Origin of the sequence: Paenibacillus gallinarum (assembly GCF_014836635.1) — a bacterium.
Lineage (GTDB): Bacteria > Bacillota > Bacilli > Paenibacillales > Paenibacillaceae > Paenibacillus > Paenibacillus gallinarum.
The window spans coordinates 34,267-56,026 of the sequence record NZ_JACSQL010000020.1 but is presented as its reverse complement, the minus strand read 5'-3'; the positions used below and the strand labels follow the sequence as shown (position 1 = coordinate 56,026).

The window sequence follows — 21,760 nt, the reverse complement described above, 5'->3', positions numbered from 1 at the left end:
ATTTTTCACACTTTGACTAAGGAGAAATCCTGCGAATTCATGAGCCAGAGTGAGTTATTTAAATCATTTCGAGGGAGCTTAATGCTCTGTATGATTTTAAAATTTTTAAAAAATAGAAGCCGTCGCAAAATATTAGATGCGACCGCTTCTATTTTTGTATATCCAATAGGAAACTAGCTGGTAGAATCCTTAAACGAGAAAGTTTAAGTACATCTAGATAGAAGTAAAATCTATATTTTACCATTGAATCTATTATGTTAGGAGGGTTAATTTTTTGGCCCTCCCTTTAAACTTGTCGATGCTTGTAATATGAAAGGGCCAAGTAATATTTATTATCGAATAAAGGAGGGACTAGCCTTTTATATGAAGATTATTCGCTAACGAATAGACAATTTTGTTAATCAGAGTGCGTTCCTCTTCATTTAAATCATCTATGGCTTTTACAAGAGGTAGAATGCTTTTAAGGACTGGATAGATGTTTGTTGAAAGGAGAGTCTGTATGGTTTTGATCTCGCCTTCTGATAACTGATTTAACAGTGCAACAACTTGCCTTTTCTCTGGATTTTCTTCAATTTGTTCAGGAAGCACATAATCAGGCAGTATTTCAAAAAGTGTTACGTTAAGTGCCTTACTAATTTTAATGATGGTTTCTATATTAGTCGGACGTCCATTCTCAATCTGACTAATTGTGCTTTGTGATGTATCTGACAATTGCGCAAGTTCAGTCGAGGACATATTAATCGCTTTCCGGTATTGCTTTATTTTTGCTCCAATGTCTTTATTTAAATGCTCCATAGTGATTTCCACCTAAATGTAGTTATTTACCTAGATCATATCAGAAATAAAGTAAGGAATCTCTTTAGAAAGCCTTTTATTATAATACGAATAAAAATATGTTGATATTTTATTCGTAAACGAATAAAATAAAGTCATAGGAGGTGCACAATATCAATCCGATAAAGGCTAAACGATTGGCAAAGGGGTGGACGCAAACAGAATTGGCCCAAAAATCTGGCGTTCCTCAGCCAACGATTTCCCAAATAGAGAAGGGGACTCGGAAGTATCCGACTCATAAAAGCATCAAAAGAATTGCTAAGGCATTGGAGGTGGGTATAGAAGAGCTTGACGGAGACAGTGAAGCAGCTAATTAACCGAAGATAAGGAGTGTGTCGCATGTCGGAAATTGGTGGTGACGTTTCTACTTTAGTTGTCCGAGCAAGTACTGATTTAACCAAGGAAGCTGCAAAGATGACCAACGAATCAGTGAAACAATTCTTGCTTTATATGATTCAGAAATCAAAAGAACAGTCGGATCGGGCCGGTGAAATCGCGTTGAAGAGGCTCATTAAATCGAATGACGAAATTAAATTGTTTGATTTAGAGCAAAAACAGCTCAGAGCTTTTAGTGAACTTGCAAAAAAATACGAAGTGACATATGCAGTTGTTGAAGATCAAAAGCATTATTCGGTCTTCTATAAACAAAGTGATGAGGCCCGAGTGAAAATGGTGTTGGAGAAGCTACTTGAGCAAGGACTTAATAAAGAAAGCGAAATGACTTCAAGTACTAAGATAAACGAACAGGACAAATCACAAAGTGGCTTAATGGCCGTTCAACAAAAACTTTTTGGAGAGAATAATGAAAATCCTGAACTCAAACTAAGCAGTGGAGAACTTAAGCAGTTAATTAACAAACATGAAAATCAAAAACTGCCTTATGAAGTAGCCGATCCAAATGGAAAAATTGAAATGACATTTGTGATCGATCGTGATGGCTCATATGAGCGTATAGGGCTGAACTTGAATCAATTAGATGAACGAGTTAAACGGATTCTCGAAAATTTAAAAGACAATGAGAAGCATCAATTTGACTTTGGCGATAAAAGTGACCGATTTAGCGCAGAACGTCAAGGTAACGTATTCATATTTAAAGTTGAACAAAGTAAAGAACAAGAACGCGGTACGAAAGATCGAGAAAAGCTAGCTGTAAAGCTAGGAAAAACTGAAACTGAACGTTTCATTCCTAAGGTTACTCCTGAGGAACGTCTAACACTTAATGAAAGAAGGAAAGAAATTACGCCCTTAATGGAAGCCCAAAAACAAGCTCTGCCTGTAAAAAATAAAAATAGGGAGAGAGGGGGGAGATGAACGATCAAGAGAAAAGAAAGAAGCAACTTAGAAATTTTGCATTATTTTGTTACCTCATGTATATCCCACTTGCATACTTCACTTTACACCTTCATCATGTTATCGCAACTTCGGACGAACCAGTGAAAATACACAACATTCAGAAGTTTGGTAAATCAGCGATAGAAAGCATTCAGAACAATATTTTTGTAAAGCCAAGCCAAAAAACATTTCAAATCTTCTTTATTGAATTTATTGGAGTCTCCATTTATGTGTTTTATAAAATCACGATACAGAAGAAATTGATGCCTGGTAAAGAACACGGAACGGCCAAATGGGCGGGAAGTACTGAACGAAACAGTATTAGGCACAAGCAGAAAATGCAAAATCTTATTCTAACAAATACCGAACGATTAAGCCTTGATACAAAGAGGGTGAGGAAAAATCTTAACATCTTAGCTATTGGTGGAGCCGGTACAGGTAAGAGTAGGTTTTTTGTAAAACCGAATATCTTACAGGCTAACACAAGCATGGTTATTACCGATCCTAAAGGCGAATTGCTAAGGGATACAGGATATTCATTAATGAAAAAGGGATACAAAATTAAGGTATTCAATCTAATCGATATGAAGAGCAGTTGCAGATACAATCCCTTTGCTTATATCAAAAAAGAAAGCGATATCTTGAAAGTCATCAATAACCTGATAAAAAACACCAACACCAGTAAGGGTGGAGGCAACGATCCTTTTTGGGAAAAAGCTGAAACAGCTCTGCTACAATCAGTATTCTTGTACATCTTTTATGAGCTTCCTGAATTCGAACATAACTTTAAAACTGTTTTTACGCTGCTTCGGTTGGCAGAAGTAAAGGAGGATGATGAAGAATATAAAAGTGAATTTGATTTTTTATTCGAGAAACTTCGAGATGAAAACCCGAACCATATTGCTGTTAAGCAGTACGACATTTTTAAAATGGCTTCAGGAAAAACCGCTAAGAGTATCTTGATTTCGGCAGGTGTTCGACTCTCACCATTTGGGATTGAGGACGTTGAAAGGTTACTTGCTGAAGACGATCTAGAATTGCATAAGCTAGGCGATGAAAAAACAGTATTGTTCGTCCTCATTCCAGACAGCGATACGACTTTTAATTTCATTATTGCTATGATGTACGCTCAGTTATTTGATTCACTTTATTATCAGGCCGATTTTGTTAACGGAGGTAGCTTGAAATATCACGTTAAGTTTTGGTTAGACGAATTTGCTAATATCGGTCAAATTCCTGAATTCGATAAGCTGATTGCAACTATGCGGAGCAGAAATATTTCTGTATCGGTTATTCTTCAAAATATGACACAGCTCAAAGGCTTATATAAGGATTCTTGGGAAACTATCGTCGGTAACTGTGACACAATTCTTTTCCTTGGCGGCCAAGAACGTTCTACTCTTGAATGGGTTAATAAAGGACTTGGTAAGCAGACAATTGATACCAAGAACACAAGCCAGTCTAGGGGAAGGAATAGCTCGTCGAGCGTCAGTTATGCTAGCCAAGGCCGGGATCTAATGACAATCGATGAGATTTCACAAATGCCGGATAAAAACTGCATCTTGTTTATTCGCGGGTTACGGCCGTTTTACAGCGAGAAATTCAAATTGGAGTCTCATCCGAACTATAAACTGCTGTTTGAAGCGAATAAAAATCATTTATTTGACTCTTCAATGGGAGTGGATAGACTAGCTGATGACCATGAGCTAAATACATTTAACATTCGCACACCTGATCAGAGACTTGAAGAAAGAAAAGAAGAATTGAAGTTGGTCGATATTGAAGGGTTAGAAACTATTGAAGAACGCATGAATGCTTTGCTCTAAAATCACAAAATAATGGGATCCCAAAAGGAGAATGTACAATGAAGAACCTTAAAACCAAGTTATCCAATAAAATTAATATGAAAATTATAATCAAATCGGCTTTCATATCGACTGTCCTGATGCTAACGGCGACGAGCGCTTATGCTTCTAGCGCTACACCTGGAATGGATACTTTCGATGGTGTTATTGATGTAGTAGCAACATGGTTAGGACGGATCGGTCTGGTAGTTGCATTTTTCGGTGCTGTTCAGTTGGCTCTTGGCTTTAAGAATGACGATGCAGATGGGAAAGTTCGTGGTATGAAGACACTAGCTTCCGGGTTCCTCGTATACGGTATTACTCAATCCATGTCCCTATTCCTTCTGTAAGAAGAATAATAAGAGGGGCTATGATATAGCCCTTCTTAATTAACAGGGAGGTGATTTAAAGTTTGGCAGAAAATCCGATTGATAACCTCAAAGAAGACTTTGAAGGATTTACTGATCTAGTTGGCAGTATTACGGACTTAGTGAATCAAGGTCCATCAACATATCCATCTCTATACGCTGTAATCGAGAATATTCATGAAGCTATCCTTCCAGTAGCCTACAGCCTATTAGCTTTATACTTCTTGCTTGATTTGGTGAACAAGTCTATGAATTTTGCCTTTTTTCGATGGGAAACAGTCGTTTCCTGTTTGGTAAAGCTCATTTTCGCAAAATTTGTTATGGAAAGTACCTTTGAACTGCTTGAAGCGATTTTTGGAATATCGGCTTATGTAACGAATCTGGTTGGTGTTGAAGGATCATCGCTGGCTCTATATGACATTAATTGGTCGGCAATGGAAGATGATTATCAAAGTGCGGGATGGTTTCAAAAACAGCTTTATGAATTTAAGCTAATGCCTTTTCAGTGGGCTTTACAAGCTGTGAAAATTGTAATTACACTTGTGATTTTCGGACGATTATTTGAGCTTCTTATCTATACGGCAGTCGCTCCGATACCGATAGCTACTTTTATTCACGATAGCCTTTCTAGTACTGGAAAGAGATTTATTATGGATTATGCTGCTGTTTGTCTACAAGGGATCATTATTATTGTGGGTTGTGTAGTATACGCATCGATCGCTACAGGTTCACTATTTGGCGGATTTACAGGTAGCGGTGGAAATATTGAACTGTGGAAGGGACTGCTTTCAGCGTTAGCTCTGCTTCTTGTAGTAATAAAATCAGGGTCATGGGCGAGAAAATTGACGGGCGCATAAGTGTATACAAAAAAAATTAGCTGAATGGTTCAGAGTCAAACAAGATAATTACTGAACAAAATAATGGATCAGAAAAACTGAATAGAAAAACTGAACAGTGAAACTAAACATTAATAATGAATAGTAAAATCCAGCAACTACTGCCGATTCTCTATCATATATACGAATTTTAGTCAGCGTTGAATACACTCATAGGTCGCCCGTAGCCCTGATCTGCAGATGACTAGCAGAATTATGATTTTAAAATACAGGAGGAAACATGATTGAGATACGAATACCAAAAGAAATTCGGACGTACAAAGAAAAGCTCTTTTTTGGACTGAATTTGCGGCAGTTGATTTGCACCCTTATAGCAATCATTATCAATGTTCCTTTGTATTGGTTTGGAAAAGATTATGTGGGTTCGGATGCAGCTAGTTGGATTGTTATTTTCATTGCAATGCCGCTGTTTATGATAGGCTACTTTAACTACAACGGAATGACGTTTGAGCAGTTTATTAAGTCGGTTATTCAGCAGGAGCTTATCTATCCGCAGAAACGCAAATATATAACTATCAATATGTTCGAACTACTAGTCAGTATCAAGGAGAAGGGGGAACAAGATAGTGCTATCGTTTCTAAAAAAAGAAAAAAACTCAAAGAAGAAGGTTCGCATTCCTAAAACCACTCAGCAATCAATTCCCTATTCTTTTTCATTTGAGGACGGTATTTTACAGCATGGTAAAAATCGTTATTCAAAATCGTTTCGGTTCAAAGACATTAACTATCAAGTTGCCAAGCAGGAAGATCAGGAAGAAGTGTTTGCTAAGTATTGTGATTTCCTTAACTTTTTTGATCATAGTATTGATTTACAGATCACTATTACAAATAAGAACTTTAATAAAGAAGATTTCGAGGAGAAATTAGTTATAAAAAACAGGGATGATGATTTGGGGTCATTCCGATCCGAATATAATTCTATGTTAAAAAAGAAAATTGTTGGGGGCAAAAATGAAATCGAAAAGGATAAATTCATTACTGTATCAACGGAAGCAGGTTCAATTGATGAAGCAAGAAACATATTTCTTCGAATTGAGAGTGAAACCCATAATGTGTTCAAACGCATGGGGAGCGAGATCAAAGGACTGGATTTAACCCAGCGGCTTGAGCTTATACATGATATCTATCGTATGGGGCAAGAGGGACATTTTCGGTATGATCCAGCCGAACATAGGCGAAAAGGAATTATAACAAAGGATTTAGTTGCTCCCGATTCCTTTACGTTTAAGCGCGATCACATGATCGTCGGCGAAAAATATGCACGCGCTGTCTATATTAAGGACTTGCCGACATTTTTAAATGACAAATTTCTAAGCGATATATCTGATTTTAGTTTCAATTTGCTTCTTACCATGAATATTAAATCTGTTGATTCAGTGAAGGCACTACGGATCGTAAAAAAACAGATAACAGGCATGGAAGCGAACAAGATCGAATACCAGAAGCGCAGTTTAAAAAACGGATACCTCGAAGCATTTATACCTCACGAACTGAAACATTCACTTGATGAAGCGAAGGAGCTGCTTGACGACTTAATCAATAAGAATCAAAAAATGTTCCTTACGAACGTTCTTATCGTCCATTTTGCAGATTCGCTTGATGCTTTGAACAAAGACGATAGAGATATAACTAGCATTGCGAACAAGTTCCTTTGTCAGATTGGAACCCTTCACTATCAACAAGAAGATGCTCTGAATTCAGTTATTCCTTATGGGCTCAACTTAATTAAGGCATCTCGAACTCTCACAACTGAAAGTACCGCTATTTTTATGCCATTCACTAACCAAGAACTTTTCCAAGAAAACGGAATGTATTACGGATTGAATGCCGTGTCTCGGAACCTTATCATGTTCAATCGACTTTCATTAAAAAATCCAAATGGATTTATTTTAGGTACACCAGGATCGGGAAAATCTTTTGCAGCAAAGCGTGAGATGGTGAACGTCCTCATGAATACTGATGATGACGTAATAATCATTGACCCTGAACGAGAATATACGAGACTAGTAAATAACTTTAAGGGTGAGGTCATTCATATCTCTGCAGGATCAAAAAACTACATTAACCCACTTGATATGACAATGGACTATGCTGACGAAGATGATCCTCTATTACTCAAATCTGATTTTATTCTTTCCTTATGTGAAGTTATTGTGGGAGGAAGATATGGCCTAACTCCACGTGAAAAATCCATTATAGACCGCTGTTTGAAGCTTACGTATCATGATTACCTACAAACATTCCACCCGAATGATGTTCCTACACTATACGATTTTTATGAAGTACTAAGATCACAGGATGATGATGAAGCAATTCATATTGCTACAGCTCTTGAGCTTTACGTGAAAGGGAACCTTTCCGTATTCTCTAATAAAACCAATATCAACATAAATAATCGATTTGTATGTTTCGACATTAAAGACTTAGGTAAGCAGCTTAAGACGATGGGAATGCTCATTGTTCTAGACCAAGTTTGGAACAGAATTACTCTGAATAGAAGTAAAGGTAAACGAACGTGGATTTATTTAGATGAAATATATCTTCTTTTTGCAAATGAATATTCAGCTAATTTTCTGTTTGAGCTATATAAGCGCGCAAGAAAATGGGGCGGAGTACCAACAGGAATTACACAGAATGTCGAAGATTTACTTAAATCTGAACTTGCACGCCGGATGCTTTCAAACTCGGACTTCCTTATGATGCTAAATCAAGCTCCATCGGATCGTAATGAACTTGCTGATCTATTGAATATTTCTGAGACTCAGTTAAGTTACGTAACTAACTCAGATAGCGGTCAAGGATTACTTTTTGTCGGGAATGCTATTGTTCCATTCAAAGATGAATTCCCACGAAACACACAGCTATACAAGATGATGACCACAAAAGTGGATGAAGTTGGTGTGGGGAATGAGAAACTCGCATGAAGAACAAATATGTGAAGAAAGATTTGAAGAATAAGTTAAAACTGAATCGAACTTACCCAGTTAATGTGAGGCCCTCTGAGCATGTCGGAGGGATTAAAGCAAAAATTAAGGATAACCTATCTAATCGCATAAAAGAGGCCCCTCGAAAGGCTACTAAAAATCTTGTGCGCACTCTTGATCCTTATAGTGAAGAAGAAATACATTCCGGCGTTGAATCAGTATTACAAACAGAAAAAGGAATGAATAAAGTTAAGAAGGGGTATGAGCGAACAAAAGAGTTATCACAATCGGTAAATCGGATAAATGCGAAAGTGAAAGCGATCAAAAGCGGTGGAAGAAATCGACCACTACGCGCATATAGGAAGATAAAGGGGGCAGGTTTAACTCAATCTTCGGGTACTTACGGGACTGCGACGAAAATTAAAACATTGTCTAGTAGATTTGTTCCAAAAAACAAATTTACTTTCTTATCGTCTACTAAAACCGGTATGAAGATAGGAATAACTTCGCCAGTTGCTACTGTTAGGGCTACTGTTCAGAAGATAACAAAAAAAATGACAGCGGCAGCGGTATCTAATCCTAAAGTATGGATCATAGGAGCAATTGTCGGTGCAGTATTTTTTCTACTTATGGCGGTTACTAACAGTTTAAGTGGATCAGCAACTTCGGCTGGATCGTTTTTTATGACAGACAATGAGACTGCTGTTTTGTATAAGGACAAAGTAGATGAACTGAATGAGAATTTTCAACAGCAAATTGAGGATTATATCCATAACAGCCGTTACGATGACGTGAAGATAGAGTATATGAACGATGAAGGAACTCTTCAAATCAATTGGGTTGAGATTTTTGCTCTTGTGGCTGTCAAATTCGAGCAGGACTTAACATTTACAGAGGAACAAGAATCATATATTAGCTATTTATTTGATGAATTTTCTGATATTAGAACAACCACGGAAACTTATTATGAAACAGTATGTTCATCTGTAACTGATCCAAAAACCGGAGATACAACGACAGAATGCAGGGACGAAAGAAGAACTAGGTTGATAGTGAGGGTCTACACTTATGATATGGAGGAAGTATTCACTAAAATCGGGTTTTCAGAAGAACAACAAGAATGGGCACGAAGACTTGTCACTTCAGGAGCAATTGAAGAACAATTTCCGGAATTAGGAGGTTCAAGTGGGCCAGAGGCTCCGGGTGGTTTAACTCCTGAAGAGAGAGCTGAATTAATTGAAAACCTTGGCGGAGATATCGGTGCAGCACGAGCAGTAGTAATTGATACGGCTCTAACGTTAGTTGGAGAAGTTCCTTATTTCTGGGGTGGAAAGAGTCCAGCCGGTTGGAACGATCTCTGGAATACACCTGTTAAAGTAACAGCGCCGGGAAGCGATACAACTGGAACATATCAACCATTCGGGATGGATTGTAGTGGTTTCGTAGATTGGGCTTTTAAAACGGCAGGGCTAGGTAATGTCTTTTCTGCAGGAGGCACTTCTTATCAGTGGACCAAAACGTATTCTATCAGTTGGGGCGAATTAGTCCCCGGTGATTTGGTTTTTAAAAATAAACCAGGTCAGGGCGGAGTGAATCATATTGGTATTTATATTGGACGAGATGAAGGAGGTAATCCCATTTATGTGCATTGTGCAGGTAGTAGTGGTGTTGTTGTAAATGGATACAAAGGCTTTAAGTACCCTCGTAGGCCATTATTATTTCAATAGGAGGGCAGATATTTTAATGCGTATCTTTAGCCTTACAGTACTTTTTATTATTCTTATATCCAGTTATGCAGGTGTTAGAGTACATGCCGAAGAAGTCACTACTACAGCTCCAAAATCAAGCGTTCTACCAAATCCAGACGAAACAGTGATCCCTTTGAGTATTCTTGAACTAAAAGCTGCTGTTCCAGAAAACTTTGATAAAACCATACTTATAAGCATGGTGGCAGCAGATCAAATAAATATAATGGGTAGACTTGATAAGTTAAATAAATATATATCTTCGCAGGAAATTAAGCCCGGAACCTATAAAGTAAGCTTTATCAACATCGTTGGGGAAAACGCTAATGGGTATGAAATAAAACGACCCGAAAAAATTACTATTGAAGAAGGTAAAACCACTCACTATGTCATTCGTATTTCATTAAAGGCTAACTCCAAAGAATCGGAAGTTCCAAGTAATGAAGCTCAAGAAGAAATGGTAGCGGATCTTATGGGGGCGAATGACAAAATAGGCGTGGTAGAGGAGGATCAGGGCGCTAGTAATGAAGAAATTTCAAACATATCCACCCTGAACGTTGATCCACCGTCAGTTGATGTAGCATCTAGTACTTCCTCTACAAAGACTATTGATGATTCCACACTTAACACAATTATTGGTGTTTCAGTACTTTTGGTTGCAGGACTGCTTTTCTTTTTATACAAGCAACTGATCTATAAACATGATTACTATGATTGTTGATAGGATCGACTATAGAAAAGAAAGTGGGAGACAAAATGGATGAGGATAAAAGACTTTTAAAGCTCTTGGAACGTGAAGAAACCTTGATAAAAAAGAAGGAAAAGATTGAAGAGGATTTAAAGAAAATTTCTAAGCAGATTAAAGAACTTGAACACTTACAGAAAGTTAAAACGATTGAGGATACAATACTGGTGTTAGATGGACATGGTATCAATATTAAAGACATCATCAAGGAAATTGAACGGGGGAATTTCGATCATTTGAAGAAACAATTAGAAAACAAAGAAACATCTACCCAAGAAACTAAAGCAGAGATGACATCATAAGTATATATACCAAAGAGTGACCAATTAGTTGGATTGGTCACTCTTTGGTATATATTTTTAGCAAGAAGCAGCTGCAGAATTGGAAGAACGAAGAAAAGAAGAGGAAAAGGCAACCGAACAAGCAGAAATGAAGAAATGATTCTTCTTCAGATTCCGGAAGAAAAAGTCTGATTTTTAATAAAAACGCCACACTTTGTGATTTTTGAGGGCAAGAAAACCCGCGCTGAGCGCGGGTTTTTTGTTTTTTTAAAGGTTCCCATATGTACAGATGAAACTTTTTATGACATTCATGCCGCTCTTAAGAAGAAAATTGGCAACTACCAATAATATAGGGGGAACAATACGTCAGTTAGACCGCAATAAGTAACGTAGTTGAAGGAGGAGGTGAAAACTTTTATGAAATCCATGTCCCTTATTTAGAACAAATTGCAAGTTCAAGGGTGGGTGGTATTAGAGATATTTGTTTTTTAAAAAGGGATTCCATTTATAGAGATGAAACCTCTTATACCTTTATGCAAGAGAATAGGGAACAACACATCAGTTGAACTGCCATAAGTTTAAGTAACAGGAGATTGAGAGGCGGTGGAACTTTCATGGAATTCATGTCCTTTTTTCAGAACAAATTGCAAGTACATAAATAGCTGGTTATAAAATTCATCCGCTGATCTATAAGAAAGAAAGATGAAACAGAATTCATTCTGATCTCTAAATATTGAATGAAAGGAGGTGAAAAGCCAAAATGAATGAAATTATAGCAAGCATTGAAGAATTCTTCCGATTTATGAACGCAAATGGCGAAGGTCTTTACCGGAGTTTACTTATCGGTTTTCAGATTGTCTCGGAAATCAAGAAAAGTCGTAAAGAAAAAAAAGAAGAAGCCGAAAAGAAAAAAACGGCTTCTGTAAACAAAATCAAGACACAAAATGATTAATCAAAACAGTACCTTATGGGTGGCAGCCCATAAGGTACATTCCTGATACTTATTATATATATCCGATTTTAATATCGCGAATACAAAAAACAAACCGATTAAACAATTTTTCTGAATTGTTTAATCGGAAATCGCGTAATGATGCGAATGTTATTTTTTTTTTGTGACGGAAAAGGATTATTGTTAAACTATTGTATTAAAAATATGAGAGATGATAGATGGTTAAGCCAATAGTTGTAATGTTTTAGTTCACCATAATAAACATAGTGATCAGTGGAAGTTATCCCTCCTTTTCTTAGATTTTATCAGATGACTACTCGATTTGAACTTAGACATGTTATACTTTAAACGGTGATAATAATGGGATATAAAGCAAAAACTATACAAATTTTTTTACCAGATGGTTCTCCAAGAAGCATTAAAATTGCTGAGATAACGAGTCGAATTGTAAAAGCAATTCTTATCCCTAGAAATAGGTTGGTTGAAGCTGGCCAACGTGTGGAGACTAAAGGGGTAGGGATTTATTTTCTGTTTGGTCAATCAGAGAATGATGCTAAGCCTTCGGTTTATATTGGTGAAGCTGAGGATTGTTACACACGTCTTAAGCAGCATCATAAGGAAAAGGATTTTTGGGAGATTGCAATTGTAATAACAACAAGTAATAATACATTTACAAAAGCCCATATAAAATATTTAGAGTGGTATTGCTATGAAAAATGTAAAGAAGTAGACCGGTATAAAATGCAACAATCTATACCAACAAAATCGTATGTGCCAGAACATGTTGTGGCAGATCTAATGGACATGTTTGAAACGTTAAAAATTTTGGTATCCACACTTGGTTTTAATATATTTGAGGAAATTCGCGAACAGGGAGAAAACAGTTCTACAAAAAAGGAAGAATTCTTTTACTGTCGAGGAAAAGGAATTGAAGCCACTGGGGAATATACTGATGAGGGATTAGTCGTATTTAAAAAATCTCAAATGTCAGTTCAGATAACACCTAGCATGAAAACATATGTTGATTTAAGAAAAAAATTAATAGACGACAAAGTGGTCATAAAACAAGATACCGTTTACATTTTTCAATCTGACTATGTTTTTAAGTCACCTAGTGCTGCCAGTGCGGTTATACTTGGAAGGCCTTCCAATGGTTGGACTGATTGGAAATCCAAAGATGGGCGAACCTTAGATGAAATCAAGAGAAAAAGCATATGATTTTCATCCATCCCTAAAATAAATCCCGGATATACAAAGAGAGAGATACGAAGCTATGAAGTTTTTAATTAAGTACAAGCTAATCAAAGTACATAATGTTAGTCGATGGGATAGATTCTTAACAGAAAGACAAATACCTGATCAACAGGTATTGGAGATTAAGTTGTTCCATGTATCTGAAAGATATAGAGGGGATTTAAAAGTCAAAATTGATTAGTAATTTCCAAAAAATTGCTGTAGCACATCTACACGCTAAGGTTACTGTACTATTTTACTCAAATTACCCTAAAACTGTTGTACTCGTATCGTAAAAACCCTTGATACTACTGGATATTTTTACTTTCAGGCTTAATTTAGCGATACGACTTTTTTGACCCTTATCGTACAATCTAGGTAATCTATTAAGAGGGAATATTGTTGGAGGGATAATAATGAGTAAAAAGAAGACAAAAAAACCCAGGAAATCAAATAAGCCTACTAGTAAACATATAAGAGACAACCCCACTTTTAAGCAAGTATCTGACTCCATAACTAACATAAGAACTATCAGAGAAGTAATGCCTATATTGGAGCCTTTATTAAATATGTCGGGAATAGATGTTAGTGGAGTTAATAATGGCTTACACAAAGTCGATGATGTAGAAAAAAAATTCGAGGAATTGAAAGGTTTGCCTGATCGCTTCAATAATTTTTTTGTTGATCATGGATGGATTGCTTACGATAATTTGAATAAAGAGATTGCATTGGAAGCTGTAGAGAAAGCTGAAGCTGGGGATTATGCTGGTGCAGAGCAACATTTAGTTGAACATTTCAATGCTGAAACTGTCAGCACACAGCTTTCATTTTTATGCGGATTAAATTCATTCAAGCCACGGATAAGGTTGGCGAATAAAGCTCTAGAAGATTATAAAGAAGAAAGATATCATGCTTGTGTGCCTGTTGTGTTAGCTTTAGCAGATGGCCTTGTTAACGAGCTTAATCCAGATAATAGGGGAATGTTTGCTGGAACTACCGAACTAGATGCCTGGGATTCTATTGCGGCTCATAGCTCTGGATTTGGAAGGCTTTTAATAATCCTGCGTAAAGGTCGTTATAAGACTACTACCGACCAAATCACACTTCCATATAGAAATGGGATTATGCATGGAACCGATCTAGGATATGACAATAAAATAGTTGCTGCTAAAACGTGGGCGATGCTTCTTGCTGTAGGTGAGTGGGCAAAAAAAGTAGAGCGAGGAGAAATTGAAGCTCCTAAAGAAAAACCAAAAGAAACTTGGACTGATACTATTAAAAAAATTCAAGAAGGAGAACAATTTCGAAAAGCAGCTAACGAGTGGAAACCGAGAGAACCTATATCGCTGGACATTGATACATTTGAAGAGAATTCAGCTGAATTTGCTTTAAAAGAGTATTTAACTTTTTGGAGCCAAAAGAATTATGGCAGAATGACTGTTTTACTTCCCTATAATACTTTTGCAACAAATGCTGCTCCAGGTCGGATTCGTAAACATTTCGAGAATAGAATTCTTAAATCATTTAAATTTGAATCAATTAAGGATGTCGGGTTCGCAAGTACAAAAATTAATGTTTGGTTGGAGATAGAGGAATACGGTACAAGTAGAAGTTCTATCCAAGAATTTGTTATGTATCCGCAAGATGCCCAAGGTAATATTGTTGGTAGAAATCAAGATGATTTGAGGTGGGTAAGTAAATTTTGGGATGTCTACTGATAAACAGATGCGTTACACATCATAAAACAATTTACAGGTAAGGGCGATTTATATTGATAAAGTATCTTCACTTTTCCCATCTAAAGTTAAATGTCCTAATATCTGCTGAGTACGATCCTACTGAGAAACACTACAGTTTGACTTTGGATTTAAACCAGGGGGCTCTACTATAAAAGAGTCTGATCAAGCTAAAGCACAACAACTTACGAATTGATGAGCAATTTGAGTAATGATTGAGTTTATTTATAAATACTTCTAAACACACATATAAAGTAAGAGACTTGAAAATTAAACTAAACTGTTTAGTTATAGTATCACTGTATATTAGAAAACCCACTTGTATACATATCGATTTAAATTGTGTCGGATTACATGCTCCAAAAATCATCTTGCTTAATAGAGGGATCAATCTTTCTTAGAGCCTTGATAATTTTTTGCATTGTCCGTCCGCTTGGTATGTGATCCTTATCGTTCGCTAGTTTACTGATAGTATATTTATTTAGCTTAGTTTCCTTTACAATCCACGTTTGTGATATTCCTCGTTTATCTAGCCATTTTCCAAAGGCAGACCGCTCTTTTCCAATTCCAAACATGACCTAATCACCTCTCTATCTTTAGCTTGGTCAAGTTGCAGGAATTTTAGTCAATAAAAAGTGTAAATTTGTACAACCCTATCACGATATACTAATTGTAAGGACTTAAAGCGGTGGAGCGACCGCGGCGTAGACTTCCGAAAGGGGGTGATGCCATGATCGCACTTGTGGCACTACTGGATATCCTCAAATGGATTGCTACCTTACTAAGCCTTGCATTTAGTATTCGAAAGCTTTATCGATGGATTAGACGGAAGATAAACAAGCAAAAACCCACCGCGTAAGGTTGGTCGCCTAACGGTGGGTTTCGCTTAGTTCAATACTTTGCGTGCCGTGGGTTTGGCCACAGCTTTTTGTCCGGGAGTCTTTGCCGTTGCAGCGGCGAAGACTCTTTTTAGTTTATGTCAGAAGTTATTTTCTTTATACTTTAATACTATCAATTGTCCTGTTCTGGTTCAATGTGATGTGCTTTTTTTCTTTGGTCCATGACACCATAAGCCAGATATGAAACGGGATTGCGATGAGTGAATAGATTATGAATGCTAAGCTGAACCACGTCTTATAGGCGAATGAATGAGTCTGTATGACGTTGCAAGTCATGTATAAGATAATGGCCGTACTAAAAACGTACTTGTTGTAAGCCGGATTTTGTTTTGATAAGCGAATAGTCGCTGCATGTATCCATCCAACAAAGCTTAATAGAGCAATTGCCACAATCCATTGCACTTTTACCCACTCTCCCTTTTATTAATTATTATACCCGTAATGTTGCTAGATTTAGACCTGTTAATATGTCCGAAGGTTTTTGAGGACACGACACAAAGAAAAAAGCCGCTCCGTATGGAGTGGATTTTCGTCGTTTCGTAATACTTTAAAAACGAGTAAACCTTTGAGATCTCTTAATTGCATGAATAATATTATCTTCTGAGAGACCTAACTCATCCAGAAGACATATCTCAAGAATATGGGTTATTTTCTCTGTTAAAAAAGCTAACTCGCGTCCATAGATTGCTTTTTTCTCATATCGCTCATCCCAATGAGTAAGATAATTCCGGGTAATTACGACATCTCCAATCATCTTTTCATCAAACTCGAATAATGGTTCAATTAGTCTTCTATGTTTTTCTACTAATATTTGGAGTCTTTGTCTTAATGGCATTTCATTCATATGAGAAAATTTCTGTTTCATCTCTATTACTTCCTCTAGAGACAACTCTTGTTCTAGTACCTTATAAAGTTCTTTTTTTAGAAGTTGGAACCTTTGGGGTTCCATAAATTCTCCTTTACCGTAACGTCTCCTATGGTAAGATTCTAACGCCTGAACCATGTTTAAAAACTTGTTTTCCTTATAAAGATTTTTATTGTAAAGAGTCGAAAAGAAAAGGTTGTATATGGGGTTTAATTGTTCTGATTTTTTGAACCATTCTCTTAACAAATCATTGATATCTTCTTTGATTGAGGATAGTGGGAGCGTCATCTCAATAGCACGTAAAGAATCTCTCTGACTTGCTGCATCATCCATTTTAAATGATACAGGAACTGTTCTAAGAGAATCGGCACCTTGTTCCAATTCATCATTCATAAGAATACCAGCGATCTCTTGAGGAAAAGTAGGATGTCCCATAGCTAGTGTAAGGAAATTTTGGAATATTGACATATATTTAATTAGAAAATCATCAAGAGATAATTTCGATTCAGACTCAAGTGTTATAAAGGAACTGAGATTGATTTCTGTTTTGTATAGTGGCCCTCGTCTAATTCTATTGGAGAATGAAATAAAGAATTTTACTCCATCTATATTGGCTATTTCAAACTCTTTAGGGTGTTCAAATGATAAACTAGTTTTTACTGGAGTTGTACCATCAAATTCAGTATCAGTAGAAATTAATAATTGATCTACCCAGTTATCGAAGTGATTAAAAGTAAATTGATATTGTCTGAATCCTATATCTTCTCTATTTCGGAAATGTGTCCCATCAAAGACTATTTTCACGAGATACTTTCCAGTTGGGTATCCACCCTCACTATATGATTCTGTAATTTGTGAGCACCCAAGCAATGTGATCCTTCTTCCACTGGAAGACCTTCCGAGAATGAACTGCCTACTTACTAGCAGTTCATCTGCATCAAAATGACCATTTAGGTTAAGAATTGCAGTGCCGTCTTCGTTATACTCTAACCATCCGCCTATTTCTAACTCTTCATTTTCAAGTACCCACCATTGCCCCTTAATGATATCGCCCATAATAATTCTCCATTCTCTATGTATTATTCACTATGACAAAGTAAGTATCATGCTGCTTACTCTTTGGTATGACTAGCTTATGAAACTATTTGTTACAGGTCAAATATCCATAGTTACAGCTTTAATAGAAGGCTTGAATAGAGTTGTTGCGAAAAACACGCGCAGTCCTGAATGAGCAACAGTATTACTACATTTCTTATAAGGTTGGGAAGTCCGTCACTAAAGTGACAACAAACGTAGATATATCGGCATGAAGACATTATAAAAAAATGAATAATATATGACGAAAAAAGGCTCGCAGCGAGTGCTTCCCGCTAACGAGCCCTATATAACTGGTACTTCCGGATTATTGGTACGATTATAACGGTGATTGCACTGTATATGGAAGACAAATAGTCAAGACGAAAAATTGAAAACCGTAATCAAAACAGGTGTTTTAATCCCCTAGTTCACCGTCCCTAAATCCCAAGCGACCACGGTAAAATCATCCGTGTTCCATTGGGATTCTTTACGGGACTCGCAGGGAAGCAAAAACTTTGGGGCATTGCTCAAACATCATGGCTTTTCTTCGTCTTCGCTAAAGCTCCATCTCCGCAATCCATCATGTTTTATGATGTAATAAGGAACCATGATTTCACTCCGTTTCTCTCTGTTACATCATCGTTCCTAACTGAATTGTATGTAACCGCATAGATGTTGTGGACAGAACCGGCTTAAGCCGGTTCTTTTTTATTTTAGCCGCTTTTTCGCCTTTTGCCTCCGCATGGTAACAAGAGCAACGGCACTAAGAAAAAAATCGCGCCGGGGACCCGACCCAACCCGTTTTTTTCTAAGTGCCGTAGCCGAATCGTCAAGGGGCAAAAAACTTTTTCTTCAATGGATAATTCAAAGCAGAAGAAAAAGTTTTTATGCTTTTCCCTTGACGATCCGTCTATGCTCTCGTTTCCAAGCTCCGCAAGAAAAGGCGAAAAAACGCCCTTTCGGGATACAGTGCCATGCGGTTTCAAAATTCAAAAAAGCTAAATATGAGGTGATTTTATGGAAACCGAGCTTTTAATTCGAATCGAGGAGGAAAGGCAGGAGATGTACAGGCTTACCAGCTTATATGGGATGGTTGGGCCTCAAGTAGTAGAACAGTCACAGCGGCTTGATAGTTTGCTAAATCTATTTCAAAGCATGAAGGAGCAAAAAAGCATATGAGACACATTTTTTCAGGAAAATTTCTGCTGGGGCAAGTCGTAGCAACACCGGGAGTGATGGAAGCAACAACAGAGGAAGAGCGTATTTCAGCTCTTACAAGGCATCTTAACGGCGATTGGGGTGAAGTTAGCCCTGAAGATTGGCAAATCAATAATGAGGCCTTAGAAAGCCGTTCTAGGCTCTTATCAGCTTATACAAATGCGAGCGGAGTGAAATTCTGGATTATCACAGAATATGACCGAAGCGTTACTACCTTTTTACTTCCTGAAGAATATTAAAAGCCGAACTGCTTTAAGGGAGCAATTCGGCTGGGGCGAAGAATTTTGGTACCCCTTCGCCCCTCCATTATATCAGATAAAGGAGAGGGAATATATGAGCGAAAAAATCTATGAGATGGTTACAAATCGGATGATCCAGCTATTAGAACTAGGTGTTGTACCTTGGCGCAGGCCATGGAGAGTGGGCGCTGCGGTAAATTGGAAGAATCAAAAGTCTTACAGGGGTATTAATACGCTTTTACTGGATCCGGGAGAATACGCCACATTTAAGCAGATAAGTGAGTCTGGAGGGAAGGTTAAGAAAGGAGAAAAAGGGCATATCGTTGTTTTCTGGACTTGGTTAGAGAAAGAAAACGAGAAAACCGGGAAAACAGAAAACATTCCATTATTGCGGTACTATACCGTTTTTGAAATTAACAAACAGTGCGAGGGCCTGAATAGCAAGCGAAACAACCAAACATATGAGCATGATCCTATTGAGGAAGCCGAACGAATTTTCCGGTTATATCAGGATGCACCACGCGTTTTTTTCGAATCCGGTAGAGCTTTTTATCAACCTTCAAATGACATTATCAGCGTACCTCCGTTACGCGATTATGTGAATCCGGAAGAATACTATTGCACATTGTTCCATGAACACGTACATAGCACTGGACATAGAAAGCGACTAAATCGCTCAGGTATAACCGAACTAGTTGCATTTGGCGACGAGAGTTACAGCAAAGAGGAACTTATTGCTGAAATAGGCGCGGCTATGCTTTGCGGAGTGGCTGGCATTGATAATAGCACAATAGATAACAGCGCGGCCTATGTGGGCGGCTGGTTACGAAAGCTAAAAAGTGATAAACGGATAATCGTTCAGGCCGCAGGACAAGCGCAAAAAGCAGCCGACTATATATTGGGGATCACATTTGAGGAAGCATAAGGCGGCCCCAAACCGGGGCCCCTTCCCCGGTTTGGGGCAACACATCTAAAAAGCTTTTTATAATTCCTAGAGAAGGAGAGTTTTGTGTGAAATTGAAATCAATAAGATTCGAATCTATATGCAAAGAATTTGCAGGCAAATTATATCCTTTACTTACGGAGGATGATAAGGACTATTTGTTTTATGAAGATGGTGAATTACAGGAGTCTATCTTAATGATTCAAGAATTAGAACATATATGGGAGATAGCTGCAGTCCCTTCACTTAAATTAGCTGAATCTTCCCTTACCGATCGTCAGTATAAGAATCTTTGTAGAAGGTACAATTTTGAAAGTAACCGTGACATTTACGACATTGCTATGGAGAAGGTAGAACAACTTCTTGAAGAACGTCATAAAGATTTTTTAAAAAATAAAAACGACTCTTCTGTTAACTAAAAAAGCTAAACTTGCAAAGGTTTCTCTTTTTTGAGTAAATAGAAAGTCTTTTTAGTAAGATAGGATAACGCGCTGAAATACTAGGCGTTATCCTACTTATCATTGAATCTGAAATATTAAAATGATAGACTAAACTCAACAGAAAAACTGAACAGTTTTATTGAATCAATATATTGAATAGTATAAATGAACAGATAGAAAGGATTGAAATGATGGCGATTGTATATTCAATTTCCGCAAATAAAGGCGGTGTGGGTAAAACCAGTTTTGTTACAAATTTAGCAGCGGCAATAATACAAAAAAATTCAAAATTGCGGGTCTTGATTGTGGATACAGATGCGCAGGGGAATGCTTCTCTAGCTTTTGGAAGGGATCCAAAAAGTTATGCAAATACGATTTATGATGTTTTAGTTGAGGGGAAATCAATTAATGACGTGAAAGTCCAGCTTACAGATCGATTAGATTTGCTACCTTCTAATGTAGATATGGACTTTCTAGATTTTGACGTGCTAACTAACCATGAAAAATATAAAAATCCATTTCATCTTTTAGCTGGTCCTCTGAATGAGGTAAAGGATCAATATGACTATATTTTTATAGATACCCCTCCATCCATGGGGTTAGTTGCAGGAAATGTCCTGGTAGCTGCTGATCGTGTTATTATCCCATTTGTTCCAGAAACCTTCGCAGTATCCGGAATTATACGTGTAATTGATGCAATTACTGATTTCAGGGAGAAGCAAAATCCAAATCTAAAGATTGACGGAGTTGTTGGAATGATGGTGGACTCCCGCACTGTGCTTCATTCCGAAATGTTAGCCAAAGCCAGACAATACTGTGATCGGAATGGCTTTCATATATATGAAACGGTTATTCCAAGATCTATTCGCTTTGCTAGTGCAACTGCATATGAGGGCGTTCCAGCGGTTATGTCAGATGCTAACAATACGATTGTTTCAGCTTATTTTGAATTAATGAAGGAGGTATTAGTACATGGCCAGAAAAAATCGTAAACTTTCTAACTTTGGAATCTTTGATTCGAAATTAAACACAGATAATGAACAACAAAATGTTTCTGTATCAGAAAACACAAATAATGAACAAATAAATGATTCAGAAAAACTGAACAGTAAAAATGAACAACAAAATGTTTCTGTATCAGAAAACACAAATAATGAACAAGTAAATGATTCAGAAAAACTGAACAGTA

23 protein-coding genes are annotated in these 21,760 nt (G+C 37.2%); 20 read left to right on the top strand and 3 right to left on the bottom strand.

Going from position 1 to position 21,760, the window contains the following annotated elements; translation table 11 throughout:
- Nucleotides 1–351: 351 nt before the first annotated feature.
- Nucleotides 352–795 carry a helix-turn-helix domain-containing protein gene (locus tag H9647_RS23995; protein WP_191804786.1) on the bottom strand — a complete coding sequence of 148 codons (444 nt, stop codon included), beginning with the start codon at nucleotides 793–795 and terminating at the stop codon, nucleotides 352–354.
- Between the two features lie 152 nt (nucleotides 796–947).
- Between H9647_RS23995 and H9647_RS23990 the strand changes: the two genes are divergently transcribed.
- From H9647_RS23990 to H9647_RS23930, 13 genes are all read left to right on the top strand, one after another.
- Complete coding sequence (locus H9647_RS23990) at nucleotides 948–1,151, top strand: helix-turn-helix domain-containing protein (protein ID WP_191804793.1); 204 nt, start codon at nucleotides 948–950, stop codon at nucleotides 1,149–1,151.
- 22 nt (nucleotides 1,152–1,173) lie between these two features.
- On the top strand, nucleotides 1,174–2,145 hold the full coding sequence (locus H9647_RS23985) for a DUF3801 domain-containing protein (RefSeq protein WP_191804784.1): 972 nt from the start codon (nucleotides 1,174–1,176) through the stop codon (nucleotides 2,143–2,145).
- A 284-nt stretch (nucleotides 2,146–2,429) separates the two neighbouring features.
- Nucleotides 2,430–3,992 carry a VirD4-like conjugal transfer protein, CD1115 family gene (locus tag H9647_RS23980; RefSeq protein ID WP_225229544.1) on the top strand — a complete coding sequence of 521 codons (1,563 nt, stop codon included), beginning with the start codon at nucleotides 2,430–2,432 and terminating at the stop codon, nucleotides 3,990–3,992.
- A 38-nt stretch (nucleotides 3,993–4,030) separates the two neighbouring features.
- Nucleotides 4,031–4,360 (top strand): hypothetical protein, encoded by a 330-nt coding sequence (locus H9647_RS23975; protein WP_225229543.1) that lies wholly within the window; start codon nucleotides 4,031–4,033, stop codon nucleotides 4,358–4,360.
- A 62-nt stretch (nucleotides 4,361–4,422) separates the two neighbouring features.
- Nucleotides 4,423–5,235, top strand: coding sequence for a VirB6/TrbL-like conjugal transfer protein, CD1112 family (locus H9647_RS23970; RefSeq protein ID WP_191804780.1), 813 nt, complete (start codon nucleotides 4,423–4,425; stop codon nucleotides 5,233–5,235).
- Between the two features lie 259 nt (nucleotides 5,236–5,494).
- Nucleotides 5,495–5,896: a PrgI family protein gene (locus tag H9647_RS23965; RefSeq protein WP_191804778.1), complete on the top strand. Its 402-nt coding sequence runs from the start codon at nucleotides 5,495–5,497 to the stop codon at nucleotides 5,894–5,896.
- Nucleotides 5,841–8,198, top strand: a complete 2,358-nt coding sequence (locus tag H9647_RS26245; RefSeq protein ID WP_191804776.1) for a VirB4-like conjugal transfer ATPase, CD1110 family — start codon at nucleotides 5,841–5,843, stop codon at nucleotides 8,196–8,198. The genes H9647_RS23965 and H9647_RS26245 overlap by 56 nt, the downstream gene beginning before the upstream one ends.
- Nucleotides 8,195–9,925 (top strand): C40 family peptidase, encoded by a 1,731-nt coding sequence (locus H9647_RS23955; protein ID WP_191804774.1) that lies wholly within the window; start codon nucleotides 8,195–8,197, stop codon nucleotides 9,923–9,925. Before H9647_RS26245 ends, H9647_RS23955 begins: the two co-directional genes overlap by 4 nt.
- A gap of 16 nt (nucleotides 9,926–9,941) precedes the next feature.
- Nucleotides 9,942–10,664, top strand: a complete 723-nt coding sequence (locus tag H9647_RS23950) for a hypothetical protein (protein ID WP_191804773.1) — start codon at nucleotides 9,942–9,944, stop codon at nucleotides 10,662–10,664.
- A 35-nt stretch (nucleotides 10,665–10,699) separates the two neighbouring features.
- Nucleotides 10,700–10,990 carry a hypothetical protein gene (locus tag H9647_RS23945; RefSeq protein WP_191804770.1) on the top strand — a complete coding sequence of 97 codons (291 nt, stop codon included), beginning with the start codon at nucleotides 10,700–10,702 and terminating at the stop codon, nucleotides 10,988–10,990.
- A 739-nt stretch (nucleotides 10,991–11,729) separates the two neighbouring features.
- Nucleotides 11,730–11,921, top strand: a complete 192-nt coding sequence (locus H9647_RS23940; protein WP_191804768.1) for a hypothetical protein — start codon at nucleotides 11,730–11,732, stop codon at nucleotides 11,919–11,921.
- Between the two features lie 360 nt (nucleotides 11,922–12,281).
- Entirely contained in the window at nucleotides 12,282–13,139 is an 858-nt protein-coding gene (locus tag H9647_RS23935; RefSeq protein ID WP_191804766.1) for a GIY-YIG nuclease family protein, read from the top strand.
- Between the two features lie 431 nt (nucleotides 13,140–13,570).
- Entirely contained in the window at nucleotides 13,571–14,872 is a 1,302-nt protein-coding gene (locus H9647_RS23930) for a hypothetical protein (RefSeq protein WP_191804764.1), read from the top strand.
- Nucleotides 14,873–15,240: 368 nt separating this feature from the next.
- Here the strand turns inward: H9647_RS23930 and H9647_RS23925 are convergent, their stop codons facing one another.
- Complete coding sequence (locus tag H9647_RS23925) at nucleotides 15,241–15,465, bottom strand: helix-turn-helix domain-containing protein (protein WP_191804762.1); 225 nt, start codon at nucleotides 15,463–15,465, stop codon at nucleotides 15,241–15,243.
- Nucleotides 15,466–15,620: 155 nt separating this feature from the next.
- On the opposite strand from H9647_RS23925, the gene H9647_RS26065 reads away from it, so the two are divergent.
- On the top strand, nucleotides 15,621–15,749 hold the full coding sequence (locus H9647_RS26065; RefSeq protein WP_263621333.1) for a hypothetical protein: 129 nt from the start codon (nucleotides 15,621–15,623) through the stop codon (nucleotides 15,747–15,749).
- Between the two features lie 587 nt (nucleotides 15,750–16,336).
- Here the strand turns inward: H9647_RS26065 and H9647_RS23920 are convergent.
- Nucleotides 16,337–17,710 carry an ApeA N-terminal domain 1-containing protein gene (locus tag H9647_RS23920; RefSeq protein ID WP_191804760.1) on the bottom strand — a complete coding sequence of 458 codons (1,374 nt, stop codon included), beginning with the start codon at nucleotides 17,708–17,710 and terminating at the stop codon, nucleotides 16,337–16,339.
- Nucleotides 17,711–18,748: 1,038 nt separating this feature from the next.
- On the opposite strand from H9647_RS23920, the gene H9647_RS23915 reads away from it, so the two are divergent.
- The 6 genes from H9647_RS23915 to H9647_RS23890 form a co-directional block, all read left to right on the top strand.
- On the top strand, nucleotides 18,749–18,910 hold the full coding sequence (locus H9647_RS23915) for an aspartyl-phosphate phosphatase Spo0E family protein (RefSeq protein WP_191804758.1): 162 nt from the start codon (nucleotides 18,749–18,751) through the stop codon (nucleotides 18,908–18,910).
- Nucleotides 18,907–19,188: a hypothetical protein gene (locus tag H9647_RS23910; protein WP_191804756.1), complete on the top strand. Its 282-nt coding sequence runs from the start codon at nucleotides 18,907–18,909 to the stop codon at nucleotides 19,186–19,188. The genes H9647_RS23915 and H9647_RS23910 overlap by 4 nt, the downstream gene beginning before the upstream one ends.
- Before the next feature lie 94 nt (nucleotides 19,189–19,282).
- Nucleotides 19,283–20,113, top strand: coding sequence for an ArdC family protein (locus tag H9647_RS23905; protein WP_191804754.1), 831 nt, complete (start codon nucleotides 19,283–19,285; stop codon nucleotides 20,111–20,113).
- A gap of 86 nt (nucleotides 20,114–20,199) precedes the next feature.
- Nucleotides 20,200–20,550: a hypothetical protein gene (locus H9647_RS23900; RefSeq protein ID WP_191804752.1), complete on the top strand. Its 351-nt coding sequence runs from the start codon at nucleotides 20,200–20,202 to the stop codon at nucleotides 20,548–20,550.
- A gap of 209 nt (nucleotides 20,551–20,759) precedes the next feature.
- Entirely contained in the window at nucleotides 20,760–21,563 is an 804-nt protein-coding gene (locus H9647_RS23895) for a ParA family protein (protein WP_225229542.1), read from the top strand.
- Nucleotides 21,544–21,760 (top strand): hypothetical protein (locus tag H9647_RS23890; protein ID WP_225229541.1); only part of this gene is annotated, 217 nt, incomplete at its 3' end. The genes H9647_RS23895 and H9647_RS23890, both read left to right, overlap by 20 nt.